Origin of the sequence: Pseudomonas fluorescens, from assembly GCF_018614775.1 — a bacterium.
In the GTDB taxonomy this organism is placed as follows: Bacteria; Pseudomonadota; Gammaproteobacteria; order Pseudomonadales; family Pseudomonadaceae; genus Aquipseudomonas; species Aquipseudomonas fluorescens_BY.
Map to the genome: position 1 here is coordinate 143,077 of NZ_JAGGOF010000010.1, position 11,922 is coordinate 154,998.

The 11,922-nt window shown below is 62.3% G+C and carries 12 protein-coding genes and 2 pseudogenes; 8 read left to right on the forward strand and 6 right to left on the reverse strand.

Annotated features, from left to right (window positions below; translation table 11 throughout):
* Nucleotides 1-2: 2 nt before the first annotated feature.
* Complete coding sequence (lysA, locus tag J7E36_RS03140; protein WP_214999769.1) at nucleotides 3-1,250, reverse strand: diaminopimelate decarboxylase; 1,248 nt, start codon at nucleotides 1,248-1,250, stop codon at nucleotides 3-5.
* Nucleotides 1,251-1,259: 9 nt separating this feature from the next.
* Nucleotides 1,260-1,433: an LPS translocon maturation chaperone LptM gene (gene lptM / locus J7E36_RS03145; protein WP_214999771.1), complete on the reverse strand. Its 174-nt coding sequence runs from the start codon at nucleotides 1,431-1,433 to the stop codon at nucleotides 1,260-1,262.
* Nucleotides 1,434-1,617: 184 nt separating this feature from the next.
* Between lptM and cyaY the strand changes: the two genes are divergently transcribed.
* The 3 genes from cyaY (at nucleotide 1,618) to rnk (ending at nucleotide 2,765) form a co-directional block, all read left to right on the forward strand.
* Nucleotides 1,618-1,950 (forward strand): iron donor protein CyaY, encoded by a 333-nt coding sequence (gene cyaY, locus J7E36_RS03150; RefSeq protein WP_214999773.1) that lies wholly within the window; start codon nucleotides 1,618-1,620, stop codon nucleotides 1,948-1,950.
* Between the two features lie 4 nt (nucleotides 1,951-1,954).
* Nucleotides 1,955-2,173, forward strand: coding sequence for a DUF1289 domain-containing protein (locus tag J7E36_RS03155; RefSeq protein WP_214999775.1), 219 nt, complete (start codon nucleotides 1,955-1,957; stop codon nucleotides 2,171-2,173).
* Between the two features lie 181 nt (nucleotides 2,174-2,354).
* Nucleotides 2,355-2,765 carry a nucleoside diphosphate kinase regulator gene (rnk, locus tag J7E36_RS03160; RefSeq protein ID WP_214999777.1) on the forward strand — a complete coding sequence of 137 codons (411 nt, stop codon included), beginning with the start codon at nucleotides 2,355-2,357 and terminating at the stop codon, nucleotides 2,763-2,765.
* Nucleotides 2,766-2,778: 13 nt separating this feature from the next.
* Here the strand turns inward: rnk and J7E36_RS03165 are convergent, their stop codons facing one another.
* The 3 genes from J7E36_RS03165 to J7E36_RS03175 form a co-directional block, all read right to left on the reverse strand.
* On the reverse strand, nucleotides 2,779-5,622 hold the full coding sequence (locus J7E36_RS03165) for a class I adenylate cyclase (RefSeq protein WP_214999780.1): 2,844 nt from the start codon (nucleotides 5,620-5,622) through the stop codon (nucleotides 2,779-2,781).
* A gap of 174 nt (nucleotides 5,623-5,796) precedes the next feature.
* On the reverse strand, nucleotides 5,797-6,042 hold the full coding sequence (locus J7E36_RS03170; RefSeq protein ID WP_214999781.1) for a TIGR02647 family protein: 246 nt from the start codon (nucleotides 6,040-6,042) through the stop codon (nucleotides 5,797-5,799).
* A 233-nt stretch (nucleotides 6,043-6,275) separates the two neighbouring features.
* On the reverse strand, nucleotides 6,276-6,560 hold the full coding sequence (locus J7E36_RS03175; protein ID WP_214999784.1) for a hypothetical protein: 285 nt from the start codon (nucleotides 6,558-6,560) through the stop codon (nucleotides 6,276-6,278).
* Nucleotides 6,561-6,685: 125 nt separating this feature from the next.
* Here J7E36_RS03175 and J7E36_RS03180 point away from each other — a divergent pair, with 125 nt between their 5' ends.
* Nucleotides 6,686-7,345, forward strand: coding sequence for a glutathione S-transferase family protein (locus J7E36_RS03180; RefSeq protein ID WP_214999786.1), 660 nt, complete (start codon nucleotides 6,686-6,688; stop codon nucleotides 7,343-7,345).
* Nucleotides 7,346-7,476: 131 nt separating this feature from the next.
* On the opposite strand, the gene argH is transcribed toward J7E36_RS03180, so the two are convergent.
* A complete protein-coding gene (gene argH / locus J7E36_RS03185) occupies nucleotides 7,477-8,871 on the reverse strand; it encodes an argininosuccinate lyase (RefSeq protein ID WP_214999788.1) in 1,395 nt (464 codons plus the stop codon).
* A gap of 312 nt (nucleotides 8,872-9,183) precedes the next feature.
* On the opposite strand from argH, the pseudogene J7E36_RS03190 reads away from it, so the two are divergent.
* The 4 genes and pseudogenes from J7E36_RS03190 to J7E36_RS25180 all read left to right on the forward strand — a co-directional run.
* Nucleotides 9,184-9,336: pseudogene (locus J7E36_RS03190) on the forward strand (sensor histidine kinase); the annotation flags it as partial.
* Nucleotides 9,333-10,079, forward strand: a complete 747-nt coding sequence (locus J7E36_RS03195; RefSeq protein WP_214999790.1) for a LytR/AlgR family response regulator transcription factor — start codon at nucleotides 9,333-9,335, stop codon at nucleotides 10,077-10,079. The pseudogene J7E36_RS03190 and the gene J7E36_RS03195, both read left to right, overlap by 4 nt.
* A 136-nt stretch (nucleotides 10,080-10,215) precedes the next feature.
* Nucleotides 10,216-11,157, forward strand: a complete 942-nt coding sequence (gene hemC / locus J7E36_RS03200) for a hydroxymethylbilane synthase (protein WP_214999792.1) — start codon at nucleotides 10,216-10,218, stop codon at nucleotides 11,155-11,157.
* Nucleotides 11,154-11,900: pseudogene (locus J7E36_RS25180) on the forward strand (uroporphyrinogen-III synthase); the annotation flags it as partial. The gene hemC and the pseudogene J7E36_RS25180, both read left to right, overlap by 4 nt.
* Between the last annotated feature and the right edge of the window lie 22 nt (nucleotides 11,901-11,922).

Sequence of the window (11,922 nt, forward strand, 5' to 3'; positions counted from 1 at the left end):
TTTTACTCCGGCAGCAGGCTTTCGCCGGCGAACAACTCGGCTACCGTCTCGCGGCGACGCACTTCGAAGGCTTGGTCACCGTCCACCAGCACCTCGGCGCAACGGCCGCGGGTGTTGTAGTTGGAACTCATGACAAACCCATAGGCCCCCGCTGAATGCACTGCCAGCAGATCGCCTTCTTCCAGTGCCAGCTCCCGGCCCTTGGCCAGGAAGTCACCGGTTTCACAGATCGGCCCGACGATGTCGTAGCTGCGGGCAGCGGTATCGCGTGGGCGCACGGCCGTCACGTCCATCCAGGCCTGGTACAGCGCCGGGCGGATCAGGTCGTTCATGGCCGCGTCGACGATGGCGAAATCCTTGTGCTCGGTGTGCTTGAGGTATTCGACCTCGGTCAGCAGCACGCCGGCATTGGCCACGATGTAGCGACCCGGCTCGAACATCAGCGCCAGGTCGCGACCTTCGAGGCGCTCGCGCACGGTCTTGATGTAGTCGGCCACCAACGGCGGCTCTTCGTCGCGGTAGCGCACGCCGACACCGCCGCCGAGGTCGATGTGGCGCAGGTAGATGCCGCAATCGCCGAGACGGTCGACCAGCGCCAGCAGGCGGTCGAGGGCATCGATGAAGGGTTCCAGGGTGGTCAGCTGCGAGCCGATGTGGCAATCGACGCCGAGCACTTCCAGGTTCGGCAGTTGGGCGGCGCGCACGTAGACGTCTTCGGCGTCGGCGATGGCGATGCCGAACTTGTTTTCCTTGAGACCGGTGGAAATGTACGGATGGGTACCGGCGTCGACGTCCGGGTTCACGCGTAGGGAGATCGGCGCGCGAACGCCCAGCTCGGCGGCGACGATTTGCAGACGCTCAAGCTCGTCGGTGGATTCGATGTTGAAGCAGTGCACGCCGACTTCCAGGGCGCGGCGCATGTCTTCACGGGTCTTGCCGACGCCGGAGAACACGATCTTGTCGGCGCCGCCGCCGGCGGCCAGGACGCGTTCGAGTTCGCCCCCGGAAACGATATCGAAACCGGCGCCCAGGCGTGCCAGGACATTGAGCACACCCAGGTTGGAGTTGGCCTTGACGGCGAAACACACCAGGTGCGGCATGCCGGCGAGGGCATCGGCGAAGGCCAGGTACTGGGCTTCGATATGGGCACGGGAATAGACGTAGGTCGGCGTGCCGAAACGTTCTGCGATCGCGGACAGGGCAACCCCTTCCGCGAACAGTTCCCCGCCACGGTAGTTAAAAGCGTCCATGGCGTTCCCTTAGTAAGTGGTGGAGTGGGTGTCGTGCGCGTGGGCCTTGGATTGCGACGACTTGGCCTGCTCTTCAGGGGACTTGCTGTCATCAGGCAGGTACAGCGGACCTTTTTGACCGCAGGCGGTGACGAGGCAGGCAACCGCGACGAGCGCAGCAAGGGAAGAGATCAGGCGCTTCATGGCGAAATCCTTGAAAATGCATTAATTGCGCCGGAGTATACCGGCCACCCGGCGCCTTGCCTATGCAACGGGGCACCCGTCCGGCGGCGCTGCTGGTCGTCGATGGGTTATCCTTTGCAATCATCCGGCCGCGCCCGTATCTTGCGGCGCTTGAGCATGAGCTGACATTTTCGAGGTTGCCGCAATGAGTTTGACTGAAGCCCGTTTCCACGATCTGGTCGATGCGACCCAGCAAACGCTGGAAGATGTGTTCGACGACAGTGAGCTGGACATCGACCTGGAAAGCTCCGCCGGTGTGCTCTCCGTCAAGTTCGAAAACGGCAGCCAGTTGATCTTCAGTCGCCAGGAACCGCTGCGCCAGTTGTGGCTGGCGGCGGTGTCCGGTGGTTTCCACTTCGACTACGACGAGGAAAGCGAGCGCTGGATGTGCGACAAGAGCGAGGAGCAGTTGGGTGAAATGCTCGAGCGCATCGTCGAGACGCAGGCCGGGGTGAAACTCGATTTCGAAGGCCTGTGACCGCGTGAGCCAGACCGCCCCGGCCCGGCCGCCCAAGCCGCTCTACAGCAACGTCAGCCCGGCCGTACCGTCACCCTGTACCAGCGTGTGCAAACTGGATGAACGCAAGGTTTGCCTCGGCTGCTTCCGCCACGTGGAGGACATCCGCGAATGGCGCTCGGCCGATGACGAGCGTCGGCGGGTGATCTGTGCCGAGGCGCTCGAACGCAAGCATCGACAGTGAATGCAGTACTTGTGGGAGCTGTCTGACCCGGCAAGCGTGCATCTGCCTGGCCCGGGTTGTTTATTTATTGAGCTGTGGTAGTGTCCGGCAACGCCTCAACCCATCGAGGCCCGTGAAAACCCCGTCTTCTTGTGGCGGGGTTTTGCTTTTTTCGTGCAGAAGAAAGGAGTCTGCCAGGATCATGACCGTACCTTCCATCACCCTTACCCGCCTGGACGTCCAGCGTCTGGAGCGCCTGATCGACAGCCTGGATGAAACGCTGCCGGGCGTCATTGCGTTGCAGACCGAACTGGACCGCGCCGAGACCCTGGTGGGCCACGATGAAGTGCCCGCCGATGTCGTGACCATGAACTCGCGCGTGCACTGCCGCGAAGAAAGCAGTGGCAAGGATTATCACCTGACGCTGGTTTACCCCCAGGACGCCAACGCCGACGAAGGCAGGATCTCGATCCTGGCACCTGTGGGCAGTGCGTTGCTGGGCCTGAAGGTCGGCCAGCACATCGACTGGCCGGCCCCGGGCGGCAAGACCCTGAAGCTGACATTGCTCGACGTCGAGTACCAGCCCGAAGCCGGTGGTGACTTCCACCTCTGAGTGCCCGGGCCCTTCAGGCCAGGGCCAGCGCCTCGTTCAGGGCGCGTTCAAGATCGGCCTTGTAGCGCAGGTACAGATTGCTCGAGCAGGCACCATCACCCACCAGGCCGGAGAGATCCAGATCGGTGATGTAGCAGCGATAGCGCTGGGCCTCGCGGCGCTGCCCGACGATCTCCCTGGCGACCACCCGGAACAGCTGGTCGCCATGTTCCAGTTCGGAAAATTCCTGCTGATCGCAATACAGCGTGACGTGCACCTGCCCGTGGGTCGCTTTGCCGATGATCGCCTGCACGTCGTAGAACGGCTTGTTCTCCGGCGTCTGCGGCGCCTGCCGTGCCTCGATCCGCCGTGCCCGCCCGTTGCCTGGTGGAAGAAGCTGGTAATACAGGGTTTCCAGGGTCAGCGGCTGGGCGGCATCCATCGGCAACAGGGCGTCGCGGCGATACAGCACTGATTGCAGAAAGCGCTGCAACGGCACCAGCAGGCTGTGCTCGTCGTGATACGGCAAACGCTGCTGCCAGAGGGCATTGAGCTCATCGAGCACGTACAGATCGGCATCGTCTTCGTTGACCCGGTAGAACACCTGGATGCACTCGGGCTGCCCCATGGGCAGGACCAGCGCCAGGTCGTGGTCTTCCAGAGCCATCGAGTCCAGGTGCAGCGGGCTGTAGGCAGTCAACTCTTCGCCCAGGTAGTCCATCAACGCCGACTGGCTGCCCAGCGCCACGTGATTGACCTGGCCGGGCACCAGTTCCAGTACGTGATAGTGCTGCTGGACCTGCAACAGGTAGCGGTAGTTGAGCTTGCTCAATAACAGGGTCTGCGCGGTTTCGAAGACTTCTTCAACCCGACGCGCAATGAACTGCGCCCGGTTGTGGCAGAAGCAGCGTACCTGCAGGTGCGGCTGGCGCTGCGTGGCGGGCAGGTCGTTGAGGTAGTCGCGCAGGCAGTCGAGCAGCGCGTGCTCACCGTCAAAACGGTTGACCAGCACCTCGTTCCAGCTGTTGAGCGTGACCTGGTCGAGGGTCAGCACCAGGTTTTCCCGGACCCCGGCATAGCTCAGGGAGTCGGTGCGCTCGGTGGTCATCAGGATATTGAGGTCACGGTGATGCTTGAGCGGGTCGACACCGACGTTCACCAGGATCAGCACTTCACCCGGTACGCTGGCCCGCAAGAGCTGTTCTTCATCGACCGTGCCCAAGGGCAGGGCGATGGACTGTTGCAGGCTGCCCAGCAGGTTGAACAGTTCGAACTCGCTCAGGTCGCTGCTGCCCGGATGCAGGGCCAGGCGCGTGCTGCTGTCGATCACGCCGTTGCGATGGCACCAGGTCAGCAGTTCCAGCAACTCGCGGCTGCGCTTGATCGGCGCGAAGTTTTCCCATTCCAGGGCATTGAGGCTGCCGTTGTACAGGCCCCACTGGTTCTGCCCCGGTTCTTTCTTGTTGGGCGACTGGACCAGCGTCAGGGTGTCTTCGGCCAGGTCCGGGGCGATGCCGGGATTGATGACTTCGACCTTGTCGGCCTTGCGTTCGAATGCTGCATACAGGCGCCGACCGAGCACGTTCAGGTCGCGCTTGTTGATCAGGCTGACGGTTTTCTCCGTACGGGCGAACTGGGTCAGGAAGCGGTAACTGTGGGTCAGTTCGTTGACCAGCGCCCGCCGCTCATGGCTGACCTGGCGCACCTTCCACTGGCTGCGGCTGTCCAGCAGCGCCAGTTGACGCGGGTCCCAACCCCATTCCCGGGCAAGCCGTTCGAGCAGCACCCGTTGCCAGCCGCTGCTGCGGCCCTGGCCGGTCAGCTTGCGGTTGACCTTCAAGTACAGCGCTCGGCGGATCAATTCCAGGCGTTCGGGTTCGCCGCGAGCGTTGAGGTATTCCTCGAGACGGCGGTAAACCACCATGTACGGGTCCAGCTCGTCCAGGTCCAGGCGATTGGCGAACACCGCTTGTTTGAAGCGCAGGCTCAGGCAGCGCACATTCGGGTGTTCGCTGGCATAAACCTCGGTCAGCAACAGCTTGAGCACTGACTTGTAGGGCGAGTCGATGCCTTTGAACAACTGCCAGAGCCCGGCGCCGATGAATTCTCCCGGCGGGATGTAGGCCAAGTGGCCCAGGTCCAGCGTCTCATCGGCGCGAATGAAACGCTTGGAGAGCAATGTGTGGGTGTATTGCTCATAGTTATCTTCCTCGTAGACCGGCACCAGCCACCAGATGGGGGTGCGCCCGGCCAGCCAGATCGCGGTGCGGTAGAACTCGTCCAGCAGCAGGTAATGCTGGGTCGTGCCGCAATCGTCGGAGCTGAGCTGGTTGTCGCGGTCGCCCCGGACGAAACGCGCCGGGTCGATCAGAAAAAAATGCGCTTCGGCGCCCTGGGTCGCCGCCCAGGCTTCCAACAGTTGGCATTTCCTGCGCAGTTCGGCCAGTTCGTCGTCGCTCAGGTCCGGTCCATGGCAAACCCACACGTCCATGTCACTCTGGTCGGCCTGGGCCAGGGTGCCGAGGCTGCCCATCAGGAACAGGCCGAGAATCGGTCGCGGCGGGTTGGTGCCGTGGCGCGGCTTGTAGGAAAACGAACGGGTCAGCCGCTGGGCTTCGGCGAGAACGCTGGCATCCGGCTCATAGTTCGACAGCCCCGCCGGCGTGCTGCCGGAGACGTAGCCGGGCAACAGCGGATGGTTGACGTGGAAGAACAGCGGCAGCAGCGTCAACACGCCTTGCTGACGCGATGACAAACCCTCCAGGGCACGTTCCATCCGGACGCTGTTGAGCTTGAGAAAACGTGCGCGCAACTGGCTCAGGACCTTGCGGTCGATTCCCTCGTCCAGATCAGGGCGTATTTCGTGGTTGCGGGTCATGTCAGCTCAAACCGGCTCGCGGCGTCGAACGTGGAAGATCGGGGATGATGGGAGTTTAGCGTCCGGCCCCGGGAATTCTTAAGCCGAAAGTAGGATTTGGATGTCAGATTTTTCACACAAGGCGCCCGCGCCTGCGGAAACCCGGCGAAGCAGATTTCCGTGGGCGACAGGGGATCAGGCGGCTTCTTGGACGCTGAGTATCGTCAGGACGGTTTGTACATTCTGTGCGGCGTCCCGACCCAGGCTGGTCAGGTAACCACCATCGGGTTGGCTGATCAGCTCTTTTTCGTACAGGCGTTGGGCGGCAGCAATCGCTTTAGGGGCAGCGGTCTGATGAATTTTCAGACCTTCCTGGGAACTGTCCAGGTTGAAGAGTGCGAGGATTTCCAGTTCGGCAACCAGCTCAGGGGTAAGCGACATAAGGACTCCAGACTTTCTAGGAATTGGTCGACAGCGTCACTAAGGTGAGCGCACTCGGCCGAGCTGTCCAGTGTCAGAAGCAGGCTTTTTTCGTTTTCGTGCAATGGAGCTTTGTGGGGAGCAAAGCTTGCTCGCGATACAGGCGCCTCGATTCATGAGGGATCGCACCGCCTTCATCGCGGGCAAGCCTTGCTCCCACAGCGTGTGAGGCAGTCCCTCCCACGGCCGTGGGTTCAGTGCCTTTGCGGCGGCAGCTCGGGCAGTTCGCGCAGCGCGGTTTCGTACCATTGGGTATCGAACGGGCGGTCTTCATCGAGCATGGCGTCGATCTCGTAAGCCAGCACATGGGCCATGAGATTGAGGATGTCTTCACGCTCATAACCGACCAGGGTCAACTTGTTCAAGGTGGCTTTGGCGGCTGGCGGAGTGTTGCTTTCGATCTGGTTTTCAATGGCTTCGATCAGCGTCGATTCGACGAACTCTTCTTCGTCGCTGTCGATGTCGGTTGGCTCGCTCATGGCAGGCTCCTGTAAGAAAGGTCGCCAGTCTACCTGCATTCAGCAGAGTGTTGCTTGTGGCGCGAAGTGCCCCGGCGGTCTATAACCCTAGGCTGCCAACCCTACACGGCCCGGAGGCGTCTGCAATGCTCAAGCTTTATGGTTTCTGTATCAGCAACTACTACAACATGGTCAAGCTGGCGCTGCTGGAGAAGGGCGTGCCCTTCGAGGAAGTGCCGTTCTATGGCAGCCAGACCCCCGAGGTGCTGGCCATCAGCCCGCGCGGCAAGGTCCCGGTGTTGAAAACCGAACACGGGTTTGTCAACGAAACCAGTGTGATCCTCGAATACATCGAGCAGACCCAGCCAGGCAAGGCCCTGCTGCCCAGCGACCCGTTCGAGCGCTCTCAGGTATTGGCCCTGTGCAGGGAGATCGAACTGTACATCGAGCTGCCCGGGCGCGCTTGTTATGCCGAGGCATTTTTCGGCATGTCGGTGGCCGATGCCATCAAGGAAAAAACCAAGGCCGAATTATTGCTGGGGTTCGCCTCGCTGGGCAGGCATGGCAAGTTTGCGCCCTATGTGGCGGGCGACAGCCTGAGCATTGCCGACCTGTATTTTCTCTACAGTGTTTCGCTGGCTTTACAGGTGGGCAGGAAACTGTTCGACATCGACCTGCTGGCGGATATGCCGGCGGCCAAGGCGTTGATGGAACGCCTGGAGCAGAACCCGCATGTGCAGCGCATCGCAGCGGACAGGGAGGCGGCAATGCCGGGGTTTTTGGCGATGATTGCTGCCAAGCAGTGAGGGTTGTGGCGCATTGAAGTCCGCCATCGCGAGCAGGCTCGCTCCCACATTTGGATCTTCAGTGAACACAATCTTGTGAACACCCAGAGATCCATTGTGGGAGCGAGCCTGCTCGCGATGCTTTTCAGCGCTTAGCGGCTGGCCAGCAACGCCTGGCCACGAACGACGGCAGCCTTGACCTGCGCCGGTGCGGTGCCGCCGATGTGGTCACGGGCATTGACCGAGCCTTCGAGGGTCAGCACCGCAAACACGTCCTGTTCGATCTGGTCGCTGAACTGGCGCAGTTCGTCCAGGCTCATTTCCGCCAGGTCCTTGCCGCTGTCCACGCCGTACTTCACCGCATGACCAACGATTTCATGGCAGTCGCGGAACGGCAGGCCGCGGCGCACCAGGTAATCGGCCAGGTCGGTGGCGGTGGAGAAACCGCGCAGGGCCGCTTCGCGCATCACCGCGTGCTTGGGCCTGATGGCCGGGATCATGTCGGCGAAGGCCCGTAGCGAGTCGCGCAGAGTGTCGGCGGCATCGAACAGCGGTTCCTTGTCTTCCTGGTTGTCCTTGTTGTACGCCAGCGGTTGGCCTTTCATCAGCGTCAGCAGGCCCATCAGTGCGCCGAACACCCGGCCGCTCTTGCCACGCACCAGTTCCGGCACGTCCGGGTTTTTCTTTTGCGGCATGATCGAGCTGCCGGTGCAGAAGCGGTCTGGCAGGTCAATGAACTGGAATTGCGCGCTGGTCCACAACACCAGCTCTTCGGAGAAGCGCGACAGGTGCATCATCGCAATGCTCGCGGCGGCGCAGAATTCGATGGCGAAATCGCGGTCCGAGACATTATCCAGCGAGTTACCGCCCACGGCGTCGAAGCCCAGCAGCTGCGCGGTGTATTGGCGATCGATCGGGTAGGTGGTGCCGGCCAGCGCGGCGCTGCCCAGAGGCATGCGATTGGTGCGTTTGCGGCAGTCGACCAGGCGCTCGTAATCGCGGCTGAGCATCTCGAACCAGGCCAGCATGTGATGCCCGAAGGTCACCGGTTGCGCAGTCTGCAGGTGGGTGAAGCCGGGCATGATGCTCTCGGCTTCGCGTTCGGCCTGTTCCAGCAAGCCTTTTTGCAGGCGGGTGATCTCGGCCAGGATCAGGTCGATCTCGTCGCGCAGCCACAGGCGGATGTCGGTGGCGACCTGGTCGTTGCGGCTGCGGCCGGTGTGCAGTTTCTTGCCGGTCACGCCGATGCGGTCGGTCAGGCGCGCTTCGATGTTCATGTGCACGTCTTCAAGGTCGACGCGCCAGTCGAACTGGCCGGCCTCGATTTCAGCCTGGATGGTCTTCAGGCCGTCAATGATGCTGTCACGCTCGGCATCGGTCAGTACGCCGACCTTGGCCAGCATGGTGGCGTGGGCGATCGAACCCATGATGTCGTGGCGATACAGGCGCTGGTCAAAGTTGACGGAGGCGGTGAAGCGGGCGACGAAGGCGTCGACGGGTTCACTGAAGCGGCCGCCCCAGGACTGATTGGTCTTGTCAGTGCTCATGAATTCGCTCGTGATCGGCTGTGGAAAAAATGCGCTTATAGGCTGCGGCGGATGATAGCAGGGTTGCCGGGGCTGGCGCTGGCACTGGTCGCCAGGTTTTTTTGTGCACGACCCGGGCATCCGGGCAGGTTTCTGCACGACGATATTTTTCGATTGAGCAATATCGTCGTTGCAACCGTCTACAGTGGACGATAGGAGTTGTGCTTTTCCATCAGGGCGCATGGGTCGAATCAATCAGGGGGGTGCTCAATATTGGTCAGATCGAGAATGAACAATCCCTACGGCGGCGCCGTGCGACAACAGGCCTCGAGCATCGGTAGGCAAGCGCTGGTAAAGATAGGCAACCGCCTCGCGGCACTTTTTGGCCCTCGAGCGAGTCTTAGCGTGGATCGCGGTGACGGATGTCACTTCCCCTGTCTACGCTATCCTTGTGCGAGACTCACGCAGGAATCCAGCGCAATATGAATGTCCTGATCGTTGATGACGAACCACTGGCCCGCGAGCGCCTGAGCCGAATGGTCGGCGAACTCGAGGGTTACAGTGTCCTGGAGCCGAGCGCCACCAATGGCGAAGAGGCGTTGGCCCTTATTGACAGCCACAAGCCGGATATCGTGCTGCTCGACATTCGCATGCCTGGCCTGGATGGCCTGCAGGTCGCGGCGAAGTTGTGCGAACGAGAGTCACCGCCCGCGGTGGTGTTCTGCACCACCCGGGACGACTTTGCACCCGAGTTGTTGCAGGCTGGTGCCGTGGGCTACCTGATCAAACCGGTGGCGTCCGAGGCGTTGATTGACGCCTTGCGCAAGGCCGAGCGGCCCAACCGGGTGCAACTGGCGGCGCTGACCCGACCGGCCGCCGAAAGCGGCAGCGGCCCTCGCAGCCACATCAGCGCGCGAACCCGCAAGGGCATCGAACTGATCCCGCTGAACCAGGTGGTCTACTTCATTGCCGACCATAAATACGTGACCTTGCGCCATGAGAGTGGCGAGGTGTTGCTGGACGAGCCGCTCAAGGCCCTTGAGGACGAGTTTGGCGAGCGGTTTGTCCGGATCCACCGCAATGCCCTGGTGGCCCGCGAGCGGATCGAGCGTTTGCAACGCACTCCCCTTGGGCATTTCCAGCTATTCCTCAAAGGCCTCAATGGCGATGCGTTGATTGTCAGCCGACGGCACGTGGCCGGCGTGCGCAAGATGATGCAGCAGCTTTAGCCCGGATTGCGGGGCGCTGCAGACTTTCAATGCCAGGACATTGGCGGCCAGGGAGGCCTTGGGGTCGTGATTCAAGTCAAAGCGGTTTTGACTGAGCTGTTATTATCTGCCGTATCTTTTAAGTACGGATTGATCCATGTCCCCTCGCGAGATCCGCATCGCCACCCGTAAAAGTGCCCTGGCCCTCTGGCAGGCCGAATACGTCAAATCCCGCCTGGAAGCCGCTCATCCCGGGTTGATCGTGACCCTGGTGCCCATGGTCAGTCGCGGCGACAAACTGCTGGACTCGCCCTTGTCGAAAATCGGCGGCAAGGGGTTGTTCGTCAAGGAACTTGAAACTGCCTTGCTGGATAACGAAGCCGACATCGCCGTGCATTCGATGAAAGACGTGCCCATGGATTTCCCCGAAGGCCTGGGCCTGTTTTGTATCTGCGAGCGGGAAGATCCGCGCGATGCGTTCGTGTCCAACACGTTTGCCAGCCTGGAAGCACTGCCTGCCGGGAGCGTGGTGGGCACCTCCAGCCTGCGTCGCCAGGCGCAGTTGCTGACCCGTTGCCCTGACCTGCAGATCCGTTTCCTGCGTGGCAACGTCAACACGCGCCTGGCCAAGCTCGATGCCGGTGAGTATGACGCGATCATCCTCGCTGCCGCCGGCCTGATCCGCCTGGGCTTTGAAGACCGCATTACCACGGCCATCAGCGTCGACGACAGCCTGCCGGCCGGTGGGCAAGGGGCGGTGGGCATCGAGTGCCGCAGCGCCGACAGCGATATCCACGCGCTGCTGGCGCCGCTGCACCATGCAGATACGGCCACCCGGGTTTTCGCCGAACGCGCCCTCAACAAACACCTCAATGGCGGCTGCCAGGTGCCGATTGCCTGTTACGCCGTGCTGGAAGGCGAGCAGGTCTGGTTGCGTGGCCTGGTGGGGGATCCGAACGGCGGCCGGCTGATCAGTGCCCAAGCCCGGGCGCCGCACCGCGACGCCGAGGCGCTGGGCGTGCGGGTAGCCGAAGACCTGCTGAGCCAGGGCGCCGCCGACATTCTCAAGGCGGTCTACGGCGAGGCTGGCCCCGCGTGACGGGCTGGCGACTGCTGCTCACCCGGCCAGAGGACGAATCGTCGGTCTTGGCGGCGGTTCTCGCCGACGCGGGCATATTCAGCAGCAGCCTGCCGTTGCTGGCGATCGAGCCGATCCCGCTGTCCGATGCCGGGCGGATTATCCTTCAGGCACTCGACCAATATTGCGCGGTGATCGTGGTCAGCAAACCCGCCGCGCGCCTGTGCGTCGAGCGGCTGCGTCAATACTGGCCTGAGCCCCCCGACCTGCCCTGGTTCAGCGTGGGGGCCGCCACTGGACAGATCCTTGCCGACGCCGGCCTCAGCGTGTTCTATCCCGATAACGGTGACGACAGCGAAGCCTTGCTCGAACTTGCGACGCTGCGCCAGGCGGTCAGCCGCCCCGATCCACGGGTCTTGATCGTGCGCGGCGAGGGCGGGCGCGGCTTGCTGGCAGAGCGTTTGCGCGAGCAAGGTGCTAGTGTCGATTACCTGGAGTTGTACCGACGCGACGTGCCGCGTTACGCCGCAGGGGAGTTGCTGGCGAGGGTTGAAGCGGAACGCTTGAACGCGCTGGTGGTCAGCAGTGGGCAGGGCCTGGAGCATCTGCAGCGGTTGGCCGGCGATGCGTGGCCGGCGCTGGCGCGGTTACCGTTGTTTGTTCCAAGCCCAAGGGTTGCCGAGATGGCGCGTGCCGCCGGGGCCCGAACAGTTGTGGATTGCCGTGGCGCCAATGCCGCGGCTTTGCTGGCGGCGTTACGGGCACACTCCGTGCCGTTTTCTAATG

What these genes read in the sequence shown, in the direction of transcription:
- lysA (WP_214999769.1), bottom strand. Translation starts at nt 1,250, where the DNA reads ATGGACGCTTTTAACTACCGTGGCGGGGAACTGTTCGCGGAAGGGGTT.
- lptM (WP_214999771.1), bottom strand. Translation starts at nt 1,433, where the DNA reads ATGAAGCGCCTGATCTCTTCCCTTGCTGCGCTCGTCGCGGTTGCCTGC.
- cyaY (WP_214999773.1), top strand. Translation starts at nt 1,618, where the DNA reads ATGAGTTTGACTGAAGCCCGTTTCCACGATCTGGTCGATGCGACCCAG.
- rnk (WP_214999777.1), top strand. Translation starts at nt 2,355, where the DNA reads ATGACCGTACCTTCCATCACCCTTACCCGCCTGGACGTCCAGCGTCTG.
- J7E36_RS03165 (WP_214999780.1), bottom strand. Translation starts at nt 5,622, where the DNA reads ATGACCCGCAACCACGAAATACGCCCTGATCTGGACGAGGGAATCGAC.
- J7E36_RS03170 (WP_214999781.1), bottom strand. Translation starts at nt 6,042, where the DNA reads ATGTCGCTTACCCCTGAGCTGGTTGCCGAACTGGAAATCCTCGCACTC.
- J7E36_RS03175 (WP_214999784.1), bottom strand. Translation starts at nt 6,560, where the DNA reads ATGAGCGAGCCAACCGACATCGACAGCGACGAAGAAGAGTTCGTCGAA.
- J7E36_RS03180 (WP_214999786.1), top strand. Translation starts at nt 6,686, where the DNA reads ATGCTCAAGCTTTATGGTTTCTGTATCAGCAACTACTACAACATGGTC.
- argH (WP_214999788.1), bottom strand. Translation starts at nt 8,871, where the DNA reads ATGAGCACTGACAAGACCAATCAGTCCTGGGGCGGCCGCTTCAGTGAA.
- J7E36_RS03195 (WP_214999790.1), top strand. Translation starts at nt 9,333, where the DNA reads ATGAATGTCCTGATCGTTGATGACGAACCACTGGCCCGCGAGCGCCTG.
- hemC (WP_214999792.1), top strand. Translation starts at nt 10,216, where the DNA reads ATGTCCCCTCGCGAGATCCGCATCGCCACCCGTAAAAGTGCCCTGGCC.